Origin of the sequence: Microbispora sp. H10885 (genome assembly GCF_014161415.1) — a bacterium.
Taxonomy (GTDB): Bacteria; Actinomycetota; Actinomycetes; order Streptosporangiales; family Streptosporangiaceae; genus Microbispora; species Microbispora triticiradicis.
On record NZ_JABBWY010000001.1, the window covers coordinates 757,866 to 781,632 of the forward strand.

24 protein-coding genes, 1 tRNA gene and 5 pseudogenes are annotated in these 23,767 nt (G+C 67.5%); 19 read left to right on the plus strand and 11 right to left on the minus strand.

What is annotated here, in order from left to right; translation table 11 throughout:
• Nucleotides 1–220: 220 nt before the first annotated feature.
• Complete coding sequence (locus tag HHX37_RS03295; RefSeq protein WP_182884453.1) at nucleotides 221–958, minus strand: hypothetical protein; 738 nt, start codon at nucleotides 956–958, stop codon at nucleotides 221–223.
• Between the two features lie 246 nt (nucleotides 959–1,204).
• Here HHX37_RS03295 and HHX37_RS03300 point away from each other — a divergent pair, with 246 nt between their 5' ends.
• The 5 genes and pseudogenes from HHX37_RS03300 to HHX37_RS03315 form a co-directional block, all read left to right on the plus strand.
• Nucleotides 1,205–1,759, plus strand: coding sequence for an XF1762 family protein (locus HHX37_RS03300; protein WP_182884454.1), 555 nt, complete (start codon nucleotides 1,205–1,207; stop codon nucleotides 1,757–1,759).
• Nucleotides 1,756–2,613 (plus strand): DNA-methyltransferase, encoded by an 858-nt coding sequence (locus HHX37_RS03305; protein ID WP_220502554.1) that lies wholly within the window; start codon nucleotides 1,756–1,758, stop codon nucleotides 2,611–2,613. Before HHX37_RS03300 ends, HHX37_RS03305 begins: the two co-directional genes overlap by 4 nt.
• Complete coding sequence (locus tag HHX37_RS03310) at nucleotides 2,610–2,828, plus strand: helix-turn-helix domain-containing protein (RefSeq protein WP_182884455.1); 219 nt, start codon at nucleotides 2,610–2,612, stop codon at nucleotides 2,826–2,828. Before HHX37_RS03305 ends, HHX37_RS03310 begins: the two co-directional genes overlap by 4 nt.
• A 406-nt stretch (nucleotides 2,829–3,234) precedes the next feature.
• A pseudogene (locus tag HHX37_RS38080) lies at nucleotides 3,235–3,417 on the plus strand (helix-turn-helix domain-containing protein); the annotation flags it as partial.
• Nucleotides 3,418–3,426: 9 nt separating this feature from the next.
• Nucleotides 3,427–4,165 (plus strand): annotated as a pseudogene (locus tag HHX37_RS03315) (helix-turn-helix domain-containing protein); the annotation flags it as partial.
• Between the two features lie 40 nt (nucleotides 4,166–4,205).
• On the opposite strand, the pseudogene HHX37_RS37530 reads toward HHX37_RS03315, so the two are convergent.
• Together HHX37_RS37530 and HHX37_RS38085 are read right to left on the minus strand one after the other, a co-directional pair.
• Nucleotides 4,206–4,337, minus strand: a pseudogene (locus HHX37_RS37530) (IS630 family transposase); the annotation flags it as partial.
• Between the two features lie 82 nt (nucleotides 4,338–4,419).
• Nucleotides 4,420–4,569 (minus strand): annotated as a pseudogene (locus HHX37_RS38085) (hypothetical protein); the annotation flags it as partial.
• Nucleotides 4,570–4,847: 278 nt separating this feature from the next.
• Between HHX37_RS38085 and HHX37_RS03320 the strand changes: the two are divergent.
• From HHX37_RS03320 to HHX37_RS03340, 5 genes and pseudogenes are all read left to right on the plus strand, one after another.
• A complete protein-coding gene (locus HHX37_RS03320) occupies nucleotides 4,848–5,375 on the plus strand; it encodes a hypothetical protein (RefSeq protein WP_182884456.1) in 528 nt (175 codons plus the stop codon).
• A gap of 46 nt (nucleotides 5,376–5,421) precedes the next feature.
• Nucleotides 5,422–6,339 carry a methionyl-tRNA formyltransferase gene (locus HHX37_RS38090; protein ID WP_396774783.1) on the plus strand — a complete coding sequence of 306 codons (918 nt, stop codon included), beginning with the start codon at nucleotides 5,422–5,424 and terminating at the stop codon, nucleotides 6,337–6,339.
• Nucleotides 6,340–6,356: 17 nt separating this feature from the next.
• Nucleotides 6,357–7,748 (plus strand): PIG-L deacetylase family protein, encoded by a 1,392-nt coding sequence (locus HHX37_RS03330; protein ID WP_182884458.1) that lies wholly within the window; start codon nucleotides 6,357–6,359, stop codon nucleotides 7,746–7,748.
• 53 nt (nucleotides 7,749–7,801) lie between these two features.
• Nucleotides 7,802–8,302 (plus strand): NUDIX domain-containing protein, encoded by a 501-nt coding sequence (locus HHX37_RS03335; protein ID WP_182884459.1) that lies wholly within the window; start codon nucleotides 7,802–7,804, stop codon nucleotides 8,300–8,302.
• Between the two features lie 271 nt (nucleotides 8,303–8,573).
• Nucleotides 8,574–8,702 (plus strand): annotated as a pseudogene (locus HHX37_RS03340) (transposase); the annotation flags it as partial.
• A 603-nt stretch (nucleotides 8,703–9,305) separates the two neighbouring features.
• On the opposite strand, the gene HHX37_RS03345 reads toward HHX37_RS03340, so the two are convergent.
• Nucleotides 9,306–9,382 (minus strand) — tRNA-Pro (locus HHX37_RS03345).
• 35 nt (nucleotides 9,383–9,417) lie between these two features.
• Nucleotides 9,418–10,350: a metallophosphoesterase gene (locus HHX37_RS03350; protein ID WP_182884460.1), complete on the minus strand. Its 933-nt coding sequence runs from the start codon at nucleotides 10,348–10,350 to the stop codon at nucleotides 9,418–9,420.
• A gap of 81 nt (nucleotides 10,351–10,431) precedes the next feature.
• Here HHX37_RS03350 and HHX37_RS03355 point away from each other — a divergent pair, with 81 nt between their 5' ends.
• Complete coding sequence (locus tag HHX37_RS03355; RefSeq protein WP_111700472.1) at nucleotides 10,432–10,887, plus strand: GatB/YqeY domain-containing protein; 456 nt, start codon at nucleotides 10,432–10,434, stop codon at nucleotides 10,885–10,887.
• Nucleotides 10,888–11,026: 139 nt separating this feature from the next.
• Here HHX37_RS03355 and HHX37_RS03360 read toward each other — a convergent pair whose 3' ends face one another.
• Nucleotides 11,027–13,207: a transglycosylase domain-containing protein gene (locus HHX37_RS03360; RefSeq protein ID WP_310738405.1), complete on the minus strand. Its 2,181-nt coding sequence runs from the start codon at nucleotides 13,205–13,207 to the stop codon at nucleotides 11,027–11,029.
• 312 nt (nucleotides 13,208–13,519) lie between these two features.
• On the opposite strand from HHX37_RS03360, the gene HHX37_RS03365 reads away from it, so the two are divergent.
• The gene (locus HHX37_RS03365; RefSeq protein ID WP_030506755.1) at nucleotides 13,520–13,816 is read left to right on the plus strand and encodes a WhiB family transcriptional regulator; all 297 of its coding nucleotides are present in this window, start codon (nucleotides 13,520–13,522) and stop codon (nucleotides 13,814–13,816) included.
• A 36-nt stretch (nucleotides 13,817–13,852) separates the two neighbouring features.
• On the opposite strand, the gene HHX37_RS03370 is transcribed toward HHX37_RS03365, so the two are convergent.
• Nucleotides 13,853–14,992, minus strand: coding sequence for an ArsA family ATPase (locus HHX37_RS03370; RefSeq protein WP_182884461.1), 1,140 nt, complete (start codon nucleotides 14,990–14,992; stop codon nucleotides 13,853–13,855).
• Nucleotides 14,993–15,036: 44 nt separating this feature from the next.
• A complete protein-coding gene (locus tag HHX37_RS03375) occupies nucleotides 15,037–16,074 on the minus strand; it encodes an ArsA-related P-loop ATPase (RefSeq protein ID WP_310738404.1) in 1,038 nt (345 codons plus the stop codon).
• Between the two features lie 172 nt (nucleotides 16,075–16,246).
• On the opposite strand from HHX37_RS03375, the gene HHX37_RS03380 reads away from it, so the two are divergent.
• The 4 genes from HHX37_RS03380 (at nucleotide 16,247) to HHX37_RS03395 (ending at nucleotide 18,602) form a co-directional block, all read left to right on the plus strand.
• Complete coding sequence (locus HHX37_RS03380; protein WP_076440089.1) at nucleotides 16,247–16,399, plus strand: DUF4177 domain-containing protein; 153 nt, start codon at nucleotides 16,247–16,249, stop codon at nucleotides 16,397–16,399.
• Complete coding sequence (locus tag HHX37_RS03385) at nucleotides 16,399–16,860, plus strand: RidA family protein (protein ID WP_182884462.1); 462 nt, start codon at nucleotides 16,399–16,401, stop codon at nucleotides 16,858–16,860. The genes HHX37_RS03380 and HHX37_RS03385 overlap by 1 nt, the downstream gene beginning before the upstream one ends.
• A gap of 105 nt (nucleotides 16,861–16,965) precedes the next feature.
• Nucleotides 16,966–17,802 carry an NUDIX hydrolase gene (locus HHX37_RS03390; protein ID WP_182884463.1) on the plus strand — a complete coding sequence of 279 codons (837 nt, stop codon included), beginning with the start codon at nucleotides 16,966–16,968 and terminating at the stop codon, nucleotides 17,800–17,802.
• Nucleotides 17,799–18,602: an MBL fold metallo-hydrolase gene (locus HHX37_RS03395; protein ID WP_222867862.1), complete on the plus strand. Its 804-nt coding sequence runs from the start codon at nucleotides 17,799–17,801 to the stop codon at nucleotides 18,600–18,602. The genes HHX37_RS03390 and HHX37_RS03395 overlap by 4 nt, the downstream gene beginning before the upstream one ends.
• Here the strand turns inward: HHX37_RS03395 and HHX37_RS03400 are convergent.
• Complete coding sequence (locus tag HHX37_RS03400) at nucleotides 18,599–19,279, minus strand: Crp/Fnr family transcriptional regulator (protein ID WP_111700476.1); 681 nt, start codon at nucleotides 19,277–19,279, stop codon at nucleotides 18,599–18,601. The two genes, HHX37_RS03395 and HHX37_RS03400, sit on opposite strands and share 4 nt — an antisense overlap.
• 351 nt (nucleotides 19,280–19,630) lie before the next feature.
• Here HHX37_RS03400 and nth point away from each other — a divergent pair, with 351 nt between their 5' ends.
• Both nth and HHX37_RS03410 read left to right on the plus strand, forming a co-directional pair.
• A complete protein-coding gene (gene nth, locus HHX37_RS03405) occupies nucleotides 19,631–20,380 on the plus strand; it encodes an endonuclease III (RefSeq protein WP_138459528.1) in 750 nt (249 codons plus the stop codon).
• A gap of 151 nt (nucleotides 20,381–20,531) precedes the next feature.
• On the plus strand, nucleotides 20,532–21,227 hold the full coding sequence (locus HHX37_RS03410) for a CoA pyrophosphatase (RefSeq protein ID WP_310740251.1): 696 nt from the start codon (nucleotides 20,532–20,534) through the stop codon (nucleotides 21,225–21,227).
• Here HHX37_RS03410 and HHX37_RS03415 read toward each other — a convergent pair.
• Entirely contained in the window at nucleotides 21,174–21,890 is a 717-nt protein-coding gene (locus tag HHX37_RS03415) for a HEAT repeat domain-containing protein (protein WP_182884465.1), read from the minus strand. The two genes, HHX37_RS03410 and HHX37_RS03415, sit on opposite strands and share 54 nt — an antisense overlap.
• Before the next feature lie 71 nt (nucleotides 21,891–21,961).
• Between HHX37_RS03415 and HHX37_RS03420 the strand changes: the two genes are divergently transcribed.
• Entirely contained in the window at nucleotides 21,962–23,146 is a 1,185-nt protein-coding gene (locus HHX37_RS03420) for a MarP family serine protease (protein WP_182872935.1), read from the plus strand.
• Nucleotides 23,147–23,157: 11 nt separating this feature from the next.
• On the opposite strand, the gene HHX37_RS03425 is transcribed toward HHX37_RS03420, so the two are convergent.
• Nucleotides 23,158–23,643, minus strand: coding sequence for a DUF309 domain-containing protein (locus tag HHX37_RS03425; RefSeq protein WP_138459526.1), 486 nt, complete (start codon nucleotides 23,641–23,643; stop codon nucleotides 23,158–23,160).
• Nucleotides 23,644–23,767 lie beyond the last annotated feature (124 nt).

A 23,767-nucleotide genomic window follows, 5' to 3' on the forward strand; every position in this document is an offset into this window, starting at 1 on the left:
CAATCAGGAGCCGCCCGGACGGCGGCTCCGAGCCGCGCCAGGTACAGCAGCGCCCGAAACTCCTCCCCCCGTCCTCACTCACATCTCGGCGGCTTCCGTCGCAGGCGTGAACTCCAGCGCCTCAATGAGACTTTCCAGCGCCGCAGCATGCGCCGGATAGCGGCGGGCCATCCGCCGTAACCGCGCAGCACCCGCCCGCCTCTGCGTGTCCGTGGCCGACTCACCAGCGGTTCGCATCTGTGCTTCCGGATCGGCTGTATCCACGCGCGGAAGCCGTAGGCGCTTCCTCGTTCACCGAGGAAGCGGGGGGCGGGGGAGTCGCGGGGGGCGGTTGCCGCAGCGGCATGCCACCCAGTCGCGTCAGGAGGATCAGTTCGGCGTCCTGCTCGCTGAGCACGCCGAGGGCCACCGAGTCGGCCAGCACCAGCTCGGGGGACGGCCGCGGGCGTCGCAGGGGAGGGGACTCATCCCGGAGTCTCCGCCGCTCGCTCGTTGAAACGATGGGCCGTACGGCACGCTCGCCCGCGCACCGCGCGGCCTGGCACAGCCGGGTGCGTACGTCCGTGGTGTCCAGGTCCAGGCGGCGCAGGGCCCGCAGGTAGCCGCCCAGGATCTCGGAGTCGACGTCGGCCGGGTCCCCGTAGGGAAGGTCCCGGGTAAGCGTCGCGGCGATCGTGCGCAGGGCGGGCATCCCCATCCCTACGGCGGCGACCGTCCACGCTCCCTTACGCACCCGCGCCCGCGTGACCAGCTCCCGCCAGACGGCGTCACGCGTCTCGTCGCCGACGTGCCGGCTGGTGAGCAGCATCCGCAACTCCGCGAGGTTCACCTCGCCTCTGGGGAGGGCGGGGGCGAGTGTGGTGCAGTTCAGGGACAGCGCGCCCGGCCCGGTGGTCAGCAGCCGGAACGAGGTCTCCGCGGTGTCCAGCGGGGAACCGGCGACGGGGTCGGTGCTCATTTTCTTGCTCCAGTCCGAGAGGAATTTGTTGGCCTCGAAACTGGTTTACGCACCGCCTCAGAATTTGCTCATAGCTGATTCAGAGTTTCGCCGCAGACTTTTCGCATAACCCGCCGCCTGTGGCCTCTGAGTTGCTCAGAGTCGGCGCCTGCCGGCGCAGAGTCGGCTCTGAGGGCTCGCTCTCTGAGAGCTCTCTGAGTCGTTGGCTATCCCTGGTCATGCGCCTCGGACCGCCCAGCGGGCCCGATGGCGCACGCATCCGGAGAAACGTGTCCCGACTACACGATGGGAAGCAGGAATGACAAGAAGACAATCGCCAACGAGCGCGAGGGCCTGAACAGCCCCGAGCGTCCGGAGAGTCAGCAGCTGGTGATTTCGCCGGTGCCGATTCAGACCGCGCGGGCATTCATCGCCTGGACCCAGCCCCGCTTCGCTCTGTCGGCTGGTGCCGCGTTCGCGCTCGGTGTCCAGACCGGTGACGGCACCCTCGTTGGTGTCGCGCTCATCGGCTGGCCCACCGCGTGGGCCTTCGACGACGGCGACACCGCCGAGGTCCTCGCCCTGGCCACCGACGGCACATCCGACGCCAGCCGAACGCTGCTCTGTGGCGTCTGGCTCCTGGTCCGCGAGTTGGACTGCTGGCGCCTGATCGCATACACCCGCATCGACGACCCCGGCACCGACCTGTGGGACGCCGGATTCCGCGTCGTCCCCAGGCCCATCGGGTGGCACACCGGCAGTCGAGCCGGTGACGTCGCTCGCGTCCTGTGGGCGATCCGGGACGCCGGGGGACGCCGATGAGCGAGCTGCGTGAGCCGTACTGGCACGACGACCACGCGGCGATCTACCACGGGGACGCGCGCGAGGTGCTGGCCGAGATGGACGAGGGCTCGGTGGACTCCATCGTCACCAGCCCGCCGTACTGGGGGCTTCGGAACTACTGCGTGGGCCAGTACGGGCAGGAGCCCACGTCAGAGGCGTACGTGGAGAACCTTCGTGCCACCTTTGCCGAGGCCCGCCGGGTGCTCGCCGACGACGGCACCTGCTGGCTGAACGTGGGCGACTGCTACGCGGCCAACTCCGACGGCTGGTCCCGCGGCAGGGACTACAACCCGCGCCAGCCAGAGGTGCGGCCCAAGGCGCGGCTGGCCGTGCCGCCGAAGAATCTGCTCGGCATGCCGTGGCGGGTCGCCTTCGCTCTGCAGGAGGACGGCTGGATCCTCCGCAACGCCATCGTGTGGAGCAAGCCCAATGCGATGCCGCAGTCCGTCCGCGACCGGATGTCCAACCGCTACGAGCTGATCTTCCTGCTCGTCAAACAGCAGCATGGGACGGCGATGCGGCCCACGGGTGAGCCGCATGCCGCGGCGCACCCCAACGGCAGGAACCCTGGGGACGTCTGGTCGATCCCCACCCGGCCACTGCGGGCGGAGCACTTCGCGGCATTCCCGATCGACATCCCGCTCAGGGCGATTGCCGCCGGCTGCCGCCCCGGCGGCACCGTCCTGGACCCTTTCACCGGCAGCGGCACCACAGGCATTGCCGCGCGGCAACTCGGACGGCAGTTCGCCGGCATCGAACTGCACGCACCGTTCATCCGACTTGCTGGCGCGAGGATCCGAGAGGCTGGAGCGGCATCGGGAGGCATGCGATGAAATCGATGACATTCCGCGATCTACAGGACCTGCCACCCACGATCGACCTGATGACCGCTGCCCGTGCCCTCGGCATCGGCCGGTCGAAGGCTTACCAACTTGCACGCGACGGAGAGTTCCCCGTTCGCATCATCCGCATCGGCGACCTCTACCGTGTCTGCACCGCAGACCTCATGAAGGTTCTTGGTGCGGACGCGGGCGGACGAGCGAGCTGACTCGGGGCGTCTCCATACCTTTCGGCTGGACACGCCCCTGAGGATCTTGAGCTTCCAGGTTAGGGCTGCGCTCCTGCTTTCCGCTCTGCTTCGGCGACGGTGTTAAGGACAGGCCCAACTGCTTGCAGCCATAGCGACTCCAGCCGACGCAACCGTGATGATTGGCGACGCAAGATCGAGGTCACGTACTCGCGGACGCTGGCCTGGCCAGGGCTCGAACGCTCTCGGCTGCGTGAGACGGTTGCACCCTAGGAAGGGCCGGTGGATGAGGGCGCCCCGGCGCGGGGATGACAAACGCGACCCCTCATGATCGTCAGTGTCTAGTGCCATACGCCTGAAATTCGTGGATAAATACTTATCCTGATGCGTATGGGGATATCCGGGCCCGTCCGCTGTACCGATCGAGTTGACCGATGCTGAGCGGGCCTGGCTGCACGGCCTCACAGCGGGGGCGTCAGAGCTGGCGAGCCGAGCGAAGATCGTACTGGCCTGTGCCCAGTCCGGGGCCAGCAATGCGCAGGTGGCACGGGATCTCGGTATGAGCGTGGCGACGGTCCGCCGGTGGCGGACCGCCTTTGCCCAAGGGGGAAGGAACGCCCTGCTCGACAGGCCCCGGACGGGGCGGCCAAAAGCCGGGTTGACGCTGACCGACGCCGAACGCGCCACTCTGCAACGATGGGCGCGGCGCAGTAAGTCCTCGCAAGTTCTGGCGATGCGCTCGAAGATCGTGCTGGCGTGCGCGGACGGTAAGGACAACAAGCAGATCGCCCAGCAGTTGCGGCCCCACCCCGACACGGTGTCCAAGTGACGCAACCGGTTCGTCAAGCTGTGCCTTGATGGGCTCATGGACGAACAGCGGCCTGGCCGGCCACCGTCCGTCACCCTTGACCAGGTCGAGCGGGTAGTAGTGGACACGTTGGAAAGGACGCCCGAAGACGCCACGCACTGGTCCTGGGCATCGATGGCTCGTCGCAGCGGACTGTCGAAGTCCACGAGCTGCAGCGCCAGCAGCGCGCCGCCGAGTCCAAGAAGTTTAACTACGGCACTCACAAAACTCCGGTGATCAAGGCGTGACTGGCCCACCACCCGCAGTTCCACATGCACTTCACCCCGACCGGCTCCTCCTGGATCAACCAGGTGGAGCGGCGGTTCGGGTTCCTGACGGATCCGCTCATCCGGAGCGGGGTGCACAAGAGCGTCCAGTCCCTGGAGAAGGACATCCGCGACTGGATCGCTCAGTGGAACAACAACCCTCGGCCGTCGTATGGAAGAAGACCGCAGAGGAGATCCTCGAATCCCTCGCACAATATTGCCGACGAATTCCAGGCGCAGGACACTGGTGCAATGACCGGAAACGATCACCGGGTTGGGCGGTCGTCAGGCCACGGTTGAGAGCGGTCGGCCGCCCTGGCGGACGCCCTGCTCACTGCGAACTCGGGCGCGTTCTCGGCGTTGCGCGGCGAGGACGTCGGGGTGGCGGGCGTTGGCGTTGCGCCAGCGCAGGTCGGCGCCGGGCGGCCTCCAACAAGGCCTGATCGTCCGAGGGGACGCTGGGCTTCAGCCCTGCATCAATGCGATCCTTCTTGCGCCAGTTGCAAATGGTCTGGTCGCTGATCTGCAGATTGGCGGTCGCCTGCTGTACGGTCTGGCCTGCCTTCAGAAGGTCTAGAACTGCGACGGACCTCCGGGGGGGGGTAGCTCCTCGGTATGTTGACCTCTCCCTGGGGTTCAGGCAGGCCAGTCAACCAAAGGGGCTCACGAAGGCTGGTGACCATCAGCGGGTTGATCCTGCCCGTGGTCGTCTGCGTTGCGACGACGGGTAACACATGGCGGCAGCTACTGCCGATCCTCAGAGCTGCTGCTCTTGTACTTCGCGGTTCCAAGAAAGTCTCGTTACATACGCGACGCGTGGTACGGCGGACCGGGCGGCAAGAGCGACCAATTGCATGTTGCTGCCTTGACCTGATCGAGGAGGTGCGGGATTCTATGAGCAGCTATCGACCATGAGAAGAGGTGCAATTGGAGACAGTCGCCACCGTAGCGGCTGCAGTCAGCAGCATTGCCGCTGTCGCCGCTCTAGGCCTGGTTCTGCTCCAACTCCGGAACCAAGGTCGCCAGCTGAAACAGATGGCGCTCACAACATTGCATGAGGAATTGCTAAAACCTGAGATGCAAAAAGCGATCCGCAGCATTTATGCGGCGACTCCCCAAGAGCTTGCGGTACCTAAGAACGACGAAGAACTGGAGCGCATCGAGTCCGTCCTGAACCAGTACGATCTTATTGGAAGCCGCACTCAGTGCGGTGTGATCCCAAAAGATCAGACATTGGCCACTGAGTGGTCGATCGTGTTGCGCCTTTGGCATCAATTATCCCTTTTTATTGAGCGAGAGACACACCTGAGAGGAGGTGGCCCTTACAAGAGCGGCTTTAAGTGGCTAGTAGAAATGTCCGAGCAGTACCGATTAGAGCATTACCCGAACAGTCGCACTATTCCCTTCGCCCGAGTGTATCCGGGTCGCGACTCAAGGGAGTTATTGGGTGAATGATTCCCTTCCTCGCGTGGCCTTCATTTCTGGGCATGAATTCGGGTGCATGTGCTTGTCTGCGATGATCGCCTGTCTAAATCAGGATGGCCACAATCTATCTATTGGTTTGGCAGTATCTGTTCGGCAGAAAACGACCATCGCGACTACAGGGGTAGCCACTCTCGAATCCCTGGCTGAGGCTCACGAGATACCGCATCGTTTTGTTGAGTCTGTCAAGTCAGAGTCGGCTGTGGGGATTGTCGCGGAGGCTTTTCCGGACTACGTAATGGTCATTGGGCTGTCAGAGCTTGCTCCCACCTCGATTCTCGACGCTCCGATGACTACTGTAGGAGCCAGCAGGCGACACGGAAGTGGACACGGAGTCATCGGTATGCACCCCACCTTGTTGCCGGAAGGTAGAGGCAGGGCACCTATTCCTTGGACGATAATCAAAGGGCTCCGGACGTCGGGAGTGACAGCTTTTCTGCTGGAGGAGGAGCCTGATGCCGGCGGGATCGTTTTGCAGCGAAAACTACTTGTGGGCGAGAGGGAAACCGCTACTACCTTGTTCAAACGCATGGGCCGGATTCACGGAGAACTTGGCCGTGCGCTTGTGCCTCTCCTGGCCGAAAGGCGGCTAACCTGGGTAGAACAGAGCCAGAACGCTGTGTCAGTATGGCCAAGACGTACGCGGGAAGACGGCCTTATAGATTTCAGTGACTCAGTCACGGCGGTCGATAGACTTATCCGCGCTCTAACTCCTCCTTATCCGGGTGCCTATTTTCACTACAGGGGCATGACGGTAGTGATTCACGAGGCGTATCCAATCCAACAACCCTGTGGCCTGCCCCCGGGAACAATAGCGAGGCTGACTCGGCATGGAGCTCCCATAATCTCTTGCGGTGACGGAGTCATTGAGTGCAGGGAACTTAACGTATCCGACGCTACGACTTTCCTTCCGGGCGAGGTCGTGAATGTTTCTTAATGTGAGGGAGTTGTCAAGTGGAGGAAAGCGGCTTCGCGGTAAGTGCTCTCCCGGCCTTTGGCAACACTAATGTGGCGATCTTCGTGGGTGCTCATCCCGACGATGTGGAAATAGGTGCGGCGGGAACCGTTAGTTGGCTCACGTCGAAGGGCTGGATTGTCTGGTTTTTGATTCTTACCACTGAAGAGAATGCCGCCGTGGGCGGCACTCGTAAACTGGAAGCGGTAGCGGCAGCCGAGATGTTAGGGGTTCCGCCGAACCAGGTTTTGTTCGCGGACTTGCCTGACACTCGCCTTGTATGCAATGGCGCAAGCGTGAAAAAGGTCCGGGAGTTGATACGGAGTCACTCGATCGATGCGGACGTTGTATTCACTCACACGCGTGCGGATAGCCACAAGGATCACCGTGAGGCCAATGAAATCGTGACGGCCGCTTTTCGTGAGCGTCCTATCCTGGGGTTTGCCGTAGTCAATTCGCTCGTACGGTCGCGGGTTGACGATACAGCGTTTCGTGCCCGTGTTTTTGTAGACATCTCCGACATGTACGAGTCCAAAATGGCTGCACTCAGCTGCCATGTGTCGCAAGCCCCCCGAATCCTCAAACCTCAGATACACGCACTGTCGAGCGAATACGGCGAGGCCATTGGAGCAGACCTCGGCGAGGCGTTTGATCTACTCGTGCAAGAGGGCACATCGGCTGAGCGTCTTCGCTTGGTGGCGGAGATCAATCAATCGGCATTCAATAGTTTTTGGTCAATGATTCTCAAAGACCGCAAGCTAATTATCTTGCATGCAGAGCCGGTTTGGCGGAGAATGCGGGATGGGGGTTGGCAGTCGGATAGGGACCGCGAAGGTATCGGATCGCTCTATAGAGCATTTAATGACTACTGGCACGGCCGAATTCCGGTAGAGGATCAAAGCTGTCGGACCCCGGGTGTGGAGGACTATTTAGACGCGTACGATGTCCTCTTGAGCGGCGGGGCGGTTTCCAATGCCATCACCCGAGAGTACTTTAATCACTTCCGCGGCATCCGCTATGTTATCGATTATTCGATGCCCAACTACACCGATATACGCATATATGACCGAGTCAAGGCTGCGACTATCCGGGCGGAATATGACATCCGCGAGGGGGTGGGCAAAAAGAACGTAACGCGAGACGTTGGGATTCTCACCATCATGCCTAATCCGATGAATCGGGAGAAAGCTTTGATAGGCTGTATGGGAATACATGGATACGGGTCGTTGGCATGCTTCAAGTATCTCTCTCACCCCCCGCTTGTACGAGAACTACAGGAGTGGATACAGCCACCGCTCTTGGACCACGGTCATCAGTTGCTGGTCTACTATGATGTCAACAACAACCGAGCTGTAGCCCACGCGGACAGCCATCATTCTTTCGAGCTTTAGAGGTGCGAATGTCTGAATATGACTCGCCTTATCGGGTTCTAGGGCAAAGAGAGGTGTACAACAACGGATGGATTAAGGTGACCGAAGATCGGGTCGTTCGCCCCGGTGGTCAGGAGGGGATATTTGGGATTGTCACCATGAAGGAGGGGTCGACCGTTCTCCCGATTACAGCGGACGGGGACGTGTATCTGGTAAAGGAATACAAGTATGGCATAGGGCGGTTCTCTATAGAAGTGATGAGCGGTGGTATGGAGGAGCACGAGGATCCACTCGGCGCGGCCAAACGAGAGCTCAAGGAGGAACTCGGCCTGGAGGCTCAGAGATGGACGTATCTAGGATACGTAGACCCATTCACGACTGTAGTCCGTTCGAAGAATCATATGTTTCTCGCGGAGGAGTTGGAGACAGGCGCGGCGCTGGAGGATCCAAGCGAAGTGGTCGAGGCTATGCGGCTTCCCCTAAAAGAGGCTGTCGCAATGGTCATCCAGGGTGAGATCACTCATTCTGCAAGTTGCGTCCTGCTGCTCAGGGCTAATAACTACTTGAGGTCGTGAAGCTATACCGAAGGGTAAGACCGCCTAATCCTCGAAGCGTGAATTTAATCAAGAAAACGTTTCATCCTGAATAGCGGCCGTCTTCGATGACTTGCAGGACGAGGATGACCTGGAGGATCGCGGTGGCGCGGTGGCGCAGCAGCGGAACTTCGACAGGAGCTTCTGAAGTGGGTCTGTCCAGCGAACGGGTCTGTCCCGTAATCGGTGGTGGCACTGCGTGATTGCCTGCCAGCCTGAGGCGTCGTGAAGATCAACAATCTAGTGGGGCGGTGTTCTCGGGGTCGATGACTTCGCTCTCAAGCGCCGCCACCGAAACGCCACCATCCTCACCGACGCCGAAACTGGTGAACGCATCGACGTTCTCCCCGGCCGTGGTTCCGACACTCTTGAGGCGTGGCTGCCGCCTGCCTGGTGAGTTCGCCTCCCAGTGCCGACTTCAGCACCAGCTTGGTCAGTCGGCCCAGCAGCCCGTTCGCGCCGACCAGCTCCAGCCCCTCGGCGCGGGCCTGGTCGACCAGCCTGGCCGCCAGCTCCCGATCCGACGCCTCATGCTTCTTCCGCGCCACCGCAGCGTCCTCCTGGTCTATCGCCTCAAACGCCTGGATCACCGCACTCGTCACAGATGCCTCCTTGATCAGTAGTTACACCGGGTCCCGACTGTTTGTTGTAGAGCACTTGGCGTCCCTACGTCCCGGTGAGCCTGAGCACTGCATTCGGGAGGGCCTATGCGGACTGTGGAGGCCGCCAGCCGAGGTATCGCCACCGACACGGCCTGCTCCTCAGGCTCGCTGCTTGGGGCGCCAAAGCGACTGCGCGTCTAGCCTTACGAATCCCGGAGACCGGGACACGGAGGTTCAATCAGGCGTCGGGCCGGATGATTCTTAGGGCTGCCTGGGGTTGCTAACAGCTACGTGATCGGGTTCAAACCACTAACGCCACGCTAACGAACGATCAAGGGCCTGATCGCTGTTCCCAGCGATCAGGCCCTTGAACTGCAACTACCTGGTCGGGGTGGCGGGATTTGAACCCACGGCCTCTTCGTCCCGAACGAAGCGCGCTGCCAAGCTGCGCTACACCCCGGTCGCTTGGACTTTTCGTCCTGCGCCTCGGCAAGTCTAGCGGACTTTGCGGCCGCTTGTGCCATCGGACGCGACCGGCCGGCGCGGGACGAGGGTCAGGAGGGTCGCCTCGGGCGGGCAGGCGAAACGCGCGGGCGCATACGGGGAGGTGCCGAGGCCGGCCGAGACGTGCAGCCAGGAGCTCTCGTGCCTGCTCAGGCCCTTGACCCGGGCGCGGTCGATGCCGCAGTTGGTGACCAGGGCGCCGTAGAACGGGATGCAGAGCTGGCCGCCGTGAGTGTGGCCGGCCAGGAGCAGCTGGTATCCGTCGTCGGCGAAGCGCGACATGTTGCGCGGCTCGGGCGAGTGCATGACGCCCAAGCGGAGGTCGGCGTCGGCGGGAGCCGGGCCGGCGATGTCGTCGTAGCGGTCCCGGTCGATGTGGGAGTCGTGGATCCCGCCCACGTGGACGTCGAGGTCGGCCACCTTCAGGCGGGCCGTCGTGTTGTTCATGTCCAGCCAGCCGGCCTCCCGCATCGCGGCGCCGAGCTCCTCCCAGGGCAGGTTCGGCACGTGCTGCCGGGAGTCGCCCTTCGACGTACGCCAGAGGTAGCGGACGGGGTTCTTCGGCCGGGGGGCGTAGAGGTCGTTGGAGCCGTAGACGAACAGGCCCGGCCGGTCGAGCAGCGGATCCACGGCACGCATGTACGCCTCGACCGCGTCGGGGTGCGCCAGCGTGTCGCCGGTGTTCACGACGAGGTCGGGGTTGAGCGACGCCAGCGACCGCACCCACCTGATCAGCCGGTCGCGGCGGGGGGTGAGATGCAGATCGGAGATCTGCAGGATCCGGACCGGCCGCTGCCCGGGAGCGAGAACGGGGACGTCGAACCGGCGCAGCCGGAACCAGTTCCGCTCGATCACGGCGGCGTAACCGGCACCGGCGACGCCGAGGCCGAGCACTGACAGGGGAATCGCGGCGGCTTTCCTCACACAGCCATGATGCCCGACCTTCGCGCCGCCTCCCGCATAACCTGGCGAAGACCGGGCCCTCGGCACGGCAAGATGGGACGCATGAGTGCGTTGAAGGACAAGCTGAAGGCCGACCTCGCGGCCTCGATGAAGGCTCGTGACGAGGTGCGCCTCCGGACGATCCGGATGGCGCTGGCGGCCGTGAACGTCGAGGAGGTCGCCGGCAAGGAGGCCCGCGAGCTCAGCGACGACGAGGTTGTCAAGATCCTGACCCGCGAGGCCAAGAAGCGCCGCGAGGCCTCCGAGGCGTTCGCGGGCGCCGGCCGGGCCGAGCAGGCGCAGGCGGAGCTGGACGAGCAGGCGGTGCTGGAGGAGTACCTTCCCGCCCAGCTCAGCGACGACGAGCTGAACGCGCTCGTCGACGAGGCGATCGCGGAGAGCGGGGCACAGGGCCCCAAGGCGATGGGCCAGGTCATGAAGGTCCTGAACCCGAAGGTCGCGGGCCGGGCCGAGGGCGGCCGCGTCGCCCAGGCCGTACGCGCCCGTCTGTCCGCCTGACCTCCGCGACACCGGGCTGGGCGACCTCCGCCGAGTGCCCGGAGACCGGAGTGCCCGGGAGACCGGAGAGTCCCCGTACGCCGATGGGCCGCCCCTCTGGAGAGGAGCGGCCCATCGGAAGGGAAGCCGGTCGAAGACCTCAGTTGAAGGGGTCGAACGGCTGGTTGCCGAACGGCCGGTCCGGCCCGCGGCCGTTGCCGCCGCCGCGCCCGCCGTCACCGCCGGGACCACCACCGGGACCACCGCCATGGCCGCCGGGCTCCGACTTGGGCTTGGGCGGGGGCGCGCACTGGTGGGCGCAGCCGCCGAACCGCGACATGTCCGGATTGGTGAACGACGACTTGTCCACGCCCTTGAGCGCCGACAGGAACGTCGCCTTCCAGATCGGTCCCGGGATGGTGGCGCCGAAGACCGAGCCGTACGTCCGGCCTCCCATCACCTGGCCGGGGAGCGGGTACCGCATCGGGCCGCGCGGGTCGCCGAGGCTGACGGCGCCAGCGAGGTCGGGAGTGAAGCCGGCGAACCAGACGGTGCGGGACTGGTCGCCGGTGCCGGTCTTGCCCGCGGCGTCCCGGCCGATGCCGCCGACGGGGGACATGGTGCCCTTGGTGAACACGCCCGCCAGGATGTGCGTGACCGCGTCCGCGACCTCGGTCTCGATGGCCTGCTTGCAGGACGGCTTGAACGAGGTCACCTTGTTGAAGCGGTCGGTGATCTCGGTGATCGCCATGGGCTTGCAGTACTTGCCGCGCGCCCCGATGGCCGCGTAGGCGCTGGCCACGGTCACCGGGTCCATCTCGTTGAAGCCGAGCGTGAACGTCTGGAACTCGCGCAGCTTGCCGCCGTCGGCCCGCTTGATGCCGAGGTCCTTGGCGGTCTTGACGACGTCACAGAGCCCGACCCGCTGCTCCAGGGCCATGAAGAAGGTGTTGACCGACTTCCAGGTGCCCGTCTGCAGGGTCAGGAACCCGCCGCTGCCGCCTTCGGAGTTGTGCTGGACGCCCCGGGGGTCGCCGACGAGGTTCCCGTTGCAGTCCTTGAACGCCGAGGGGCCGCTGGCCTGGAAGGTCGCGCCGGTGTTGAGGCCGTCGTTGAACTTGTAGCCCTCCTTCAGCGCGGTGATCAGCGTGAAGACCTTGAACGTCGATCCCGCCTGGAAGCCGGCGCCGCCGCCGTGCAGCGCGTCGGCCACGACGTTGATCGACATCTCGTTCTTCTTCTTGCTGGTGCCGAACTTCCGGCTGGCGGCCATCGCCTTGATGGCGCCCGTGCCCGGCTCGACCAGCGCCTCGGAGGCGACCGGCTTGTCGGAGGGGTGAACGTACTTCTTGATGGCCTTCTCGGCGGCCTTCTGCATCTTCGAGCTGAGCGTGGTCCTGATCGTCAGGCCGCCTCGCGCCAGGAAGTCCTGCCGGGCCTTCTTGGACTTGCCGAACTGCGGGTCGTTGAGGATCTCGTTGCGCACGTACAGGCAGAAGTACGGGTAGCCGCTCTCCTCGCAGCCGCCGGGGATCTCCTTGTCCTTCCACCCCAGCTTCTTCTTCTTGGCCTCGTCGCGCTCGGCCTCGGTGACGATCTTCAACTCGGCCATCCGGTCGAGCACGACGTTGCGCCGGGCCAGCAGCCGGTCCCGGAACGTCTTGCCCCGGTTGGGGTCGGTGGCGTTCGGGTCCTGTACGGCTCCCGCCAGCGTCGCGGCCTGGGCCAGAGTGAGCTCGGACGCGTGCTTGCCGAAGAAGCGCTTGGAGGCGGCCTCGACGCCGTACGCGCTGGCGCCGAAGTAGGCGATGTTGAGATACCGGTTGAGGATCTCGTCCTTGCTGTACTTCTGCTCCATCGTCATGGCGTACCGGATCTCGTTGAGCTTGCGCCCCACGGTCGGCGCCACGGCGGCGGCCTTCTCCTCGTCGGTCTCCGCCTTGTTGAACAGCACCTGCTTCACGTACTGCTGGGTGATGGACGAACCGCCCTGGGTCACCCCGCCCGTGGTGATGTTCTTGACCAGCGCGCGGGTCGTGCCCTCCAGGTCGAGCGGGCCGTGCTCGTAGAAGCGGAAGTCCTCGATCGCCACGATCGCCTTCCGCATGATCGGGGCGATGCGGTCCATCGGGACCGACTCCCGGTTCTCGAAGTAGAACTGGGCGAACGGCTTGCCGTCCGCGTCGAGGAGTACGGTCTTCTCGGGCAGTGGCGGTTCGTCGAGGTCGGCCGGCTTGAGGCTCAGGGTCTCGATACCGGACTTGACCGAAACGCCCGCCCCGCCCACGGCGGGTAGTGCAATCGCCGCCGCCAGCACGCCCGCGACTCCCGCGGCGCCCACGAGGCGCAGGACGGCGGCTGACCGAGATGCCAGTGTTTTACCGTGAGCTTGCACGGAACCAAGGGTACGTCCGTTTGGTGCCTCACCAGGCATCGGCCTCACGGCTCGGCATTACCCCGGGGAGGGGGGACTAGTCATTCCCGGCCACATGGCCTGACTTGACCATGTACGAATTTGGTCCCCCCGGGGTATGTCGGATCGATCGTTTCGTTGCGTACGTTCTCCTCTGCGGCTACTGCAATACAGGAGGCCCGACGCCCGCGCCCGTCGGCCGAAACAACGACTGACCACCTAAGGGGAGTGGGGTCGCACATGTGGATCACGGATTGGACCTCCCGTGCCGCCTGCCGAGGTGCGGATCCTGACGCGCTCTTCGTGCAAGGCGCCGCCCAGAACCGGGCGAAACTCATCTGCCGTGGATGCCCCGTCCGTACCGAATGCCTCGCCGATGCGCTGGACAACCGCATCGAGTTCGGGGTGTGGGGCGGGATGACGGAGCGGGAACGCCGCGCGCTGCTCAGGCGCCGGCCCGACGTGGAGTCCTGGCGGGACCTGCTCGAGTCCGCCAAAGAGGAGTACGAGCGGACCAACGAGTTGATCGCCGGCTGACCGGCGGCCGGCCTCCTCCCCGAGGGGCGCCGGACGTCACGACGCGAGGAGCTGCCCGATCTGGCGAAGTCCCGCCAGATCGTGCACGTCCTCCGGCATCGCGGGCACCTGCGCGATCGGCACCGTTGGATGGGCCGACGTGAAGTGCTCCCGCTGGCGCTGTTCCCGTGCGGCGAGCTGCATCCTTCCGGCGTGCAGCCGCAGTACGGCCGCGGTCAGCTCGTGCTCGCCCCGGGCCTCCAGGTCCTCGGCGGCGGCGGAGCTCCGGGCCGCGGACAGCGAGGGCGCCGGCGACCGGTGCACCCGGTTGACGACCAGCCCGGCCAGCGGCATGCGCTCCTCGGCGAGCCGCTCGACGAAGTAGGACGCCTCGCGCATCGCGTCGCGCTCGGGCGCGGCGACGACGAGGAAGGCGGTCCCGGGCGCCTGGAGCAGCCGGTACGTCTGCTCGGCCCGCTGGCGGAACCCGCCGAACACGGCGTCGAGCGCGGTGACGAACAACTGGATGTCCCGGAGCACCTGGGCCCCGATCACCTTCGTCAGGATGCCGGCGACCACGCCGAAGCCCGCGTTGAGCAGCTTGAACGCGCTGCGCCCGCCGGCCTTGGCGGGCGCCGTGAGGATGCGGATGAGCCGCCCGTCGAGGAACCGGCCGAGCCGTTCCGGCGCGTCGAGGAAGTCGAGCGCCGACCGCGAGGGCGGGGTGTCCACCACGATCAGGTCCCACTCGTTCGAGCGGCGGAGCTGGCCGAGCTTCTCCATCGCCATGTACTCCTGCGTGCCGGAGAAGCTGGACGAAAGGGACTGGTAGAAGGGGTTCGTCAGGATCTGCTCGGCCCGCTCCGGATCGGCGTGCGCCTCGATGATCTCGTCGAAGGTCCGCTTCATGTCGAGCATCATCGCGTGGAGCTCGCCGCCGGTCTGCCCGCCGCCGTCGGCGCCGTCCACCCGCCTGGGCGTGTTGTCGAGCTCGGTCAGGCCCATGGCCTGGGCCAGCCGCCGGGCGGGGTCGACGGTCAGGACGACCACGGAGCGGCCGCGCTCGGCGGCGCGCAGCCCGAGGGCCGCGGCCGTCGTGGTCTTGCCGACGCCGCCGGAGCCGCAGCACACGATGATCCGGGTGTCCGGGTCGTCCAGAATCGCGTCGATGTCCAGCGCGGGCGCCGTCCTGGTCACAGCTCAGCCTCTCAGTCGGTGGGCGGGAAATCGGTCGGCGGGCGTCACACGGCACCCTGGGCGCGCAGCGCGTCGGCCAGCTCGTAGAGCCCGGCCAGGTCGGCGCCGTCGGGCAGCAGCGGCAGGTCGTATCGCGGCGTTCCGGCCTCCTCCAGCTCCGCGCGCTCCCGTCTCTCCAGCTCCGCGCGCAGGGCGTGCTCGGCGACCTCCTCGGCGAGCGCCTCGGCGATGGCCGAGGCGCCGGCGGAGGCGTCGGCCAGCCCGGCGGCCTTCAGGCCGAGCGCGATCTCGGCGGCGTCGAACCGGCCCTCGGCGGCGGCCTTCAGCGCCCGCGCGGGCAGCAGGGCCGGGCGCACCATGTTGACGAACACCCCGCCGACCGGCAGCCCGGTCTCCCGGAGTTCCGCGACGCCGTCCAGCGTCTCCTGGACCGGCATCTCCTCCAGGAGCGTCACGAAGTGGACCGCCGTCTCCGGGGACGCGAGGACGCCTCTCACCAGGTCGGCGTGGTTCTTGATCGGACCGACCCGGGCGAGCCCGGCGACCTCCTGCGTCACGTTCAGGAAGCGGGAGATGCGGCCGGTCGGCGGCGCGTCCATGACGACCGCGTCGTACACCCTCCGGCCCAGCTTGTCGCGGCGCCGTACGGCCTCGCTGGTCTTGCCCGTCACCAGGACGTCCCGCAGGCCGGGGGCGATCGTGGTGGCGAAGTCGACCACGCCGATGCGGGTCAGCGCCTTGCCCACCCGCCTGATGCCATAGAACATCTCCAGGTATTCGAGCATGGCCTCTTCGGGATCGATGGCCAGCGCGTACACGTCCCCGCCGCCGGGCGCCACCGCGATCTTGCGCTCCTCGTACGGCAGCGGAGGGAGATCGAACGCCTGGGCGATGCCCTGCCGTCCCTCGACCTCGACGAGCAGGACCTTGCGCCCGCCCGCCGCGAGGGCCAGCGCGAGCGCCGCGGCGACCGTCGTCTTCCCGGTGCCGCCCTTGCCGCTCACCACGTGCAGCCGCACGCCGTCCCAGTCGGTGTCACGGGTCTCCCCGCCTCCGCCGCGCCTGCTGGTCGGCTGACTCACCGTGCCTCCTCCGGCCGGCCGGCGAGATCGCCTCCGCGGATCGTCGCGCGGTAGTTCCCGTCGGCGTGCCTGCTCCACTCGCCCACGTGAGGAAGGCTACCCAAGGCTCACCTGCCGATTCGCGCCGGTCGTCCCCGAGCGCGGAGAGGCTGTGCCTCGATAGCCTTTGCCCATGACCAAGTGGGAATACGTCACGGTGCCGCTGCTCACCCATGCTACGAAGCAGATCCTGGACAACTGGGGTGAAGACGGGTGGGAGCTCGTCTCCGTCATCCCGGGGCCCAATCCGGAGCAGCTGGTCGCCTACATGAAGCGGCCCAAGTGATGGCCACTCCGGAGGAGCGCCTCGCCGATCTCGGGATCACGCTGCCCGAGGTCGTGCCTCCGCTGGCCGCGTACGTGCCGGCCGTACGGACGGGCGGCCACGTCCACACCTCGGGCCAGCTTCCGCTGGTGAAGGGCGAGCTGAGCGTCACCGGCAAGGTCGGGGCGGAGGTCTCGCCCGAGGAGGCGAAGGAACAGGCGCGGATCTGCGCCGTCAACGCGCTGGCGGCCATCCGGTCCGTCGTCGGCGATCTGTCGCAGGTCGTGCGGATCGTGAAGGTGGTCGGGTTCGTCGCGAGCGCTCCCGGTTTCACCGGGCAGCCGCAGGTCGTCAACGGCGCGAGCGAACTGCTCGGCGAGGTGTTCGGCGAGGCGGGGCGGCACGCGCGGAGCGCGGTCGGCGTGGCGGTCCTGCCGCTCGACGCGGCCGTGGAGGTGGAGGTCGTCGCGGAGGTCCGCTGACCGCCGCAGGGTGGCGCGTCGGAGACCCGTCGATTGCGGTCACGGGACGGCGTACGGGAGCATGGGGCCGGTCGGACCGATCCTTGTTCTGGTTGGGAGGGCTCCATGGGGTTTCCGCTGCCGGGTCATCTCGGCGAGCGGGCGCGGGAGATCCTGGCCGGCCGTCTGGCTCCCGTCCCGGCCCGTGACGCGGCCACGGTGGTGCTGCTCCGCGACGACCCCCTTGAGGTGTATCTCCTCAGGCGGCACGCGACGATGGCCTTCGCGGCCGGCGCGTACGTGTTTCCCGGTGGGTCGGTCGACCCGCGGGACGCCGACCAGGCCGTGGCCTGGGCCGGTCCCTCGCCCGCCGAGTGGGGTGTGCTCCTGGGGACCGGAGAGGGCACGGCGCGGGGCCTCGTCTGCGCCGCCGTACGCGAGACGTTCGAGGAGTCGGGCGTGCTCCTCGCCGGGCCGGGTCCGCGGACCGTGGTGACCGACACCACCGGCGACGACTGGGAGGCCGCCCGCGTCGCGCTGATCGCGCGCACGCTGTCGTTCGCCGAGTTCCTCGACCGGCGGGGGCTGGTGCTGCGGTCCGACCTGCTCAAGGCGTGGGGACACTGGATCACCCCGGTCATGGAGACCCGGCGGTTCGACACCCGCTTCTTCGTGGCCGCGTTGCCGTCCGGGCAGCGTACGCGTGACGTGGGCGGCGAGGCGTCCGAGGTGGCGTGGATGCGGCCCGGGGACGCCCTGGCCGCCGCGCGTGACCGTACGGCGTTCCTGATGCCGCCGACCGTGCGGACGTTGACCGAGATCGCCGCTTTCGAGACGATCGGCGATGTGTTGTCCTGTTCCCGGTCGATCACGACCATCATGCCCGCCCCTGCCGAGGTGGACGGCCGGATGGTGCTGGTGATCCCCGAGGAGATCCCCGAGGCGGGGAGGGCGGGCGCGTGAGCGGCCTGCGCATTCCCCTGGACGGCGCGGAGGGCCCGGACGGGGCGGGTACGGCGACCGCCGTGAACGTGCTGGCGCCCAACCCGTCGCCGATGACCCTCGACGGCACCAACACGTGGATCGTCGGCGGGGCGGACGCCGTACTGGTCGTCGATCCCGGGCCGGACGACGAGGCGCACCTGCGGCGGGTCGCCGAGCGGGTGGACGGCCGCCGGGTGACGGCCGTACTGCTCACGCACGGGCACGCCGACCACAGCGAGGGGGCGGGCCCGCTCGCGCGCCTGCTCGGCGCTCCGGTGCGGGCGCTCGACCCCCGGCACCGCCTGGGCGAGGAGGGCCTGGACGACGGCGACGTCGTCACTGCGGGTGACGTGGAGGTCAGGGTCGTCGCCACGCCGGGGCACTCGTTCGACTCGCTGTGCTTCTGGCTGCCCGGCGACCGGGCGATGCTCACCGGAGACACCGTCCTCGGCCGGGGGACGACGACGATCGCCCCCGACGGGGACCTCGGCGACTACCTGCGCAGCCTGGACCGGCTCAGGCAGGGCGCGGAGATGCTGGAGGCCACCGCGTTGCTGCCCGGCCACGGCCCCGTCCTGCCCGATCCCGCCGGGGTCCTGAACGCGTACGTCGTGCACCGCCGGATGAGGCTGGAGCAGGTCCGCGAGGCGATCCGCAGGGGCGCCAGGGACGCGCGGGAGATCGTGGAGATGATCTACGCCGACGTCGACCCGGCGCTGTGGCCGGCCGCCGAGATGTCGGTCGCGGCCCAGCTCGACTACCTCAAGACCACTCTTTAGCGGGAGCGGTTGAAGAGCCGTTCCCTGTCCATGATCACGACGGCCTTGGCCTCGATGCGCAGCCAGCCGCGCTGGGCGAAGTCGGCGAGGGCCTTGTTGACCGTCTCGCGGGAGGCGCCCACGAGCTGGGCCAGCTCCTCCTGTGTGAGGTCGTGGTGCACCCGGATGCCGTCGTCGGTCTTGTGCCCGAAGCGGTCGGCGAGGTCGAGCAGCTGCTTGGCGACCCGGCCGGGCACGTCGGTGAAGACGAGGTCGGCGAGCACGTCGTTGGTGCGGCGCAGCCGCTGCGCGAGGGCACGCAGCAGGTGGAGGGCGACCTCGGGCCGCCCGGTCAGCCACGGGCGGAGGTCGTCGTGCCCGAGCCCGGCCAGGCGGACGTCGGTAAGCGCGATCGCCGACGCGGTGCGGGGGCGGGGGTCGAACAGCGACAGCTCGCCGAACATCTCGCCCGGGCCGAGCACGCTGAGCAGGTTCTCCCGGCCGTCGGGGGCCGTGCGCGCCAGCTTGATCTTGCCTTCGAGCACCACGTAGAGCCGGTCGCCCGTCTCGTTCTCACTGAAGAGGGTGCGCCCCTTGGGCAGCTCCACCTCGGTGATGCTCGTACGCAGCGCCGCGGCGCTCTCGCGGTCGAGCGCGGAGAACAGCGGCGCCTTGCTCAGTACTTCCTCGGTGCTCACGGTGCCTCCTTGCTGCGGGCGCGCTCGGTCGCCGGCTCCGTGCTAGCCATTGTGACCCACACCCTTCCCGGCGCATTACGGGGTGTCCTGTTGCGTCGTACGAGCGCCGGCCCCGGCTCGCAGTCGTGTGCGTCGCGCCTGGCGAAACTAGACAATCTTCGCGAAACCTATTCTTACGCCCATCCCGCGCTCGACCGGCTCGGGCGGCCGGCCGTCCCCCTACGGGCACAGTGTATTGCGCTGCGTACGGACAAATTGGCAAATACAGGCAGCATATGCGGCATGTATGACAAGGCGGTCGACCCGACGGGACGGGAGGTGGGCGGTCGCCGGAGGGCCTACGCTTGCGGCATGGCGACGAACCCGGCCGTGAACACGGCTGTCCCGCGACGGCGCCGACGCGAGGCCGAGACCCGCCTGGGCCTGGTGCGGCGAGCGCGGCGGATCAACCGGATCCTGGCCGAGACCTACCCCGACGCCCACTGTGAGCTGGACTTCGGCAATCCCCTGGAGTTGCTGGTCGCCACGATCCTCTCGGCGCAGTGCACCGACAAGAGGGTCAACATGGTCACGCCGGTGCTCTTCGCCAAGTACCGGACGGCGGCCGACTACGCGGGCGCCGACCGCGCGGAGCTCGAAGAGATCATCAAGTCGACCGGGTTCTTCCGGGCGAAGGCCAACAGCATCATCGGGATGGCGCAGGCCCTCTGCGAGAGCCACGAGGGAGAGGTCCCCGGCAGGCTCGCCGACCTGGTCAAGCTGCCCGGCGTGGGCCGCAAGACGGCCAACGTGGTGCTCGGCAACGCCTTCGACGTGCCCGGGATCACCGTCGACACGCACTTCCAGCGGCTGACGCGGCGGTTCGGCTGGACGGCCGAGACCGATCCCGTCAAGATCGAGCACGAGGTCGGGGAGCTGATCCCGAAGCCGGAGTGGACCATGCTGTCCCATCGGCTGATCTGGCACGGTCGCCGCATCTGCCACGCCCGCAGGCCCGCCTGCGGCGCGTGCCCTCTCGCCGAGCTCTGCCCGGCGTACGGCACCGGTCCCACCGATCCGGAGGAGGCCCGCAAGCTTGTGAAGGCGGGCCCGTTCTCCTGACGTCTCCCGGCCCGGTGGCGGGGAGTCCGGTGAACGGCGCCTCCCCGGCGCGTCCTCGGTGTGAAGCCGGTCGGGAAAGCGGTGGGAGGCCGGCGGGAAGTTCGCGCCCACGCCGATGGTTGTACGGCACACCCGGCCGGCGCATGTCCGCGTGCCCGGCCGCCCCGACGATGTGGAGGTGGTCGTGGTGGAGGTGGTCGCGGCTCCCGACTGGCTGACCCGGCTCGCCGCGAAGGCCGCGCACAGCCCTGTCCCCACCGCGCTGCGGCCGCCCGCGAACGGCGCCGGTCGCTCGGCGGCGGTCCTGCTGCTGTTCGGCGAGGGGCCGCAGGGCCCGGACATCCTGCTCATCCAGCGCAGTTCGAAGGGCCGGGTGCACGCCGGCCAGCCCGCGTTCCCCGGCGGCGGCGTCGACCCCGGTGACGACGGCCCGGTCGGCGCGGCCCTGCGGGAGGCCGGGGAGGAGACCGGCCTCGACCCCGCCGGCGTCGAGGTCGTCGGCACCATGCCCGAGCTCTACATCTGGCACAGCGACAACCGGGTGACGCCGGTGCTCGGCTGGTGGCACACGCCGTGTGCCGTGCACGCGGCCTCCCCCGACGAGGTCGAGACCGTCGAGCGGGTCCCGATCGAGGAGCTGGTGGACCCCGCCAACCGGCTGCGGCTGCGTCACCCGCGCGGAGTGGTCCCGTCCGTGGCGTTCCGCGTACGGGGCCTGCTCGTGTGGGGTTTCACCGCCGGTGTGCTCGACGGCGTGCTGACCGCGGCCGGCTTCGAGCGGCCCTGGGACCGTTCACGGATCGAGGACCTGCCCCCCGAGGTCGTCGACCTGGCCGCGCGAGGCTGAGCTGCGCTTCGCGGGCGCGGCGTTCGGCGCCAGGCCGTTCAGGGACAGGCCGAGCGCGGCCCAGTCGGCGACGTCCTCGTCCGCGTCGGCCGCCAGGCGGCGCAGTGCCGCCAGTCCCGCGTCGTCGGGTGGATCGCCCATGACATGCGGAAGGGCGTAGGCCGCGCCGTACCTGACGGTGGGGTGCTCGTGCGCCGCGAGGTCGATCACGGACGGCAGCGCTCTCCCGTCGCGCAGATGGCCGAAGGCGATCAGCACCGAGTAGAGCACCCTCGGATCGTCCTCGTCCGCCGCCAGCGCGCGGAGCACGGGCAGCGTACGGTCCCTCAAGGGATGGTCCCGGCCGAGCTCGCCGAGGATGTCGGCTCCCAGCACCCGCTCGGCGGGGTCCGCGCTCACGCAGAGCCGCCGGGCGAGGGCGAAGGTCTCCGGGTCCCCCCGCGCCTGCAGTGTGGTGATCGCCCGCCACCTGACCGGCCCGTCCGGGTCCGTGTCGGTGAGCGCGATCCTGATCAGCTCGTGCGCGGGCTCCCCGCCGCCGTCGCCTCGCCCCGCGGCCTCGTCCGCTGTGTCCTTCGCGTCCGCCGTGTCCTTCGCGTCTTCCGGGCCCCGCGCGCCGTCGTAGCGGTCCCCAGCCGCGGGTGGCCGTTCCGATACCCCCATGTCGTCACGATATCGATGAGACTCCAGGGACGCCCGCACGACGAATGGCGTGGCTGGATACCGTGGTAGCTGTGAGCGGCGATCTTCTGGATCTCATCCTGATCGGCCTGGTTGTGGCCTTCGCGGTATCCGGCTATCGGCAGGGATTCATCATCGGGGCCTTCAGCTTCATCGGATTCGTCGGTGGCGCCGTTCTGGGGATGTTCATCGCGCCTCCGCTGGCCGGGGCGATCGTGAGCGGTGACACCGAGCGGGCGCTGCTGGCGATCGTGATCGTCTTCCTGGCGGCGACCATCGGGCAGTTCGCGTCCTCGACCATCGGCGCCGTCGCCCGGAGCCACGTCACCTGGGAGCCCGCCCGGATGGTCGACGCCTTCGGCGGGTCGGTGGCCAGCGGGTTGTCGGTCCTGGTCATCGCCTGGCTCATCGGCTCGCTCATGGTCTCGATGAGCTTCGCGCTCATCAAGGAGCAGATCAACGGCTCGCTGGTGCTGCAGACCGTCGACGAGGCCATCCCGGACGGCGTACGGGCCCTGCAGAAGCCGTTCAGGGACTTCGTGGAGACCTCCGACTGGCCGCAGGTCATCACCTCCATCGGCGGCCAGAACGTGGCGCCGCCGGACCAGACCCTGATCAACGCGAGCCCCTCCCTGGTCCGGGCCCGCCGGGCGATCGTCAAGGTGCAGGGCACCGCGCCGAGTTGCCGCAAGCGCATCGAGGGGACGGGATTCGTCTACTCCCGGCAGCGGATCATGACCAACGCCCACGTCGTCGCCGGGGTCACCGAAGGACTGCGGGTGACCGACTACCGCGGTGACCAGCACGACGCCCGGGTGGTGCTGTACAACCCCGAACGCGACATCGCGGTGCTGTTCGTCCCCGACCTCCAGATCGGCACGCTGCGCTTCGACACGGTCGCCAGAAGGGGCGACAGCGCGATCATCGCCGGATATCCGAAGGACCAGGGCTTCACCCCGCTCGCCGCGCGGATCAGGGTCAAGCAGCGCGCCGAGATGTACGACATCTACAACAAGCGGAAGGTCGAGCGCGAGGTCTACGCCATCCGGGGCAAGGTGCAGCCGGGCAACTCGGGCGGGCCGCTGCTGAGCCCGGACGGCAAGGTGTTCGGCGTGATCTTCGCCGCCGCGACCGACACGCCGGAGACGGGCTTCGCCATGACGGCCGAGGAGGTCCTGCCCGACGCCCAGGACGGCAGCCACGCGGTCGGCCCGGTGAGCACCGAGGGCTGCGACTGAGCTCCGCGCTTCTAGGGCTCGGCCGGGGTCAGGAGGGCGCGGACCGCGGAGATCGCGGCGTCGGCACCGGCGTCTCCCTCGTCGATCGCGGTCGTGATCGCGTCGGCCTGTACGGCCAGAGCCCGCAGGTCGAGCCCGTAGGGCCGGGTGGACCCGTACGCGCCGAGGCGGGCGGAGCCGCGGGTCAGCAGGGCGGCGGCGCCGGAGAGGTTGCCGCGCTGGAGGTGCGTGAGACCGACGCAGATCTGGGCCAGTCCCTGCCACAGCTCGCGTTCCTCGTCGGGGCCGGTCTTCCAGCGGGCCTCCAGCACCTCGTGCGCGTGGAACGGCCGTCCGTCGGCGAGCAGGCTCCTGGCCTGCTCCAGCGCCTCCTCCGGGCCGGGGGCGTAGTCGTCGGGCACGCGGGGAACCCCTTCGGCCCCCCGGGGCAGTGGCCTGCCGTACTCGTCACGAGGGCGTGCGTTGCGGGGACGTCCCGCTTCGTCACGGTCACGCATGGTCTCTCCTCAGGGCGCGTGGGCGGTTCACGGCGACCGAAGGACCAGCGACCTTCCCGGCGGACGCGATAGATCAACCAAGAAGTTGGGCCACTTCAGGGCACATTTCTACTATCTTCTGCAA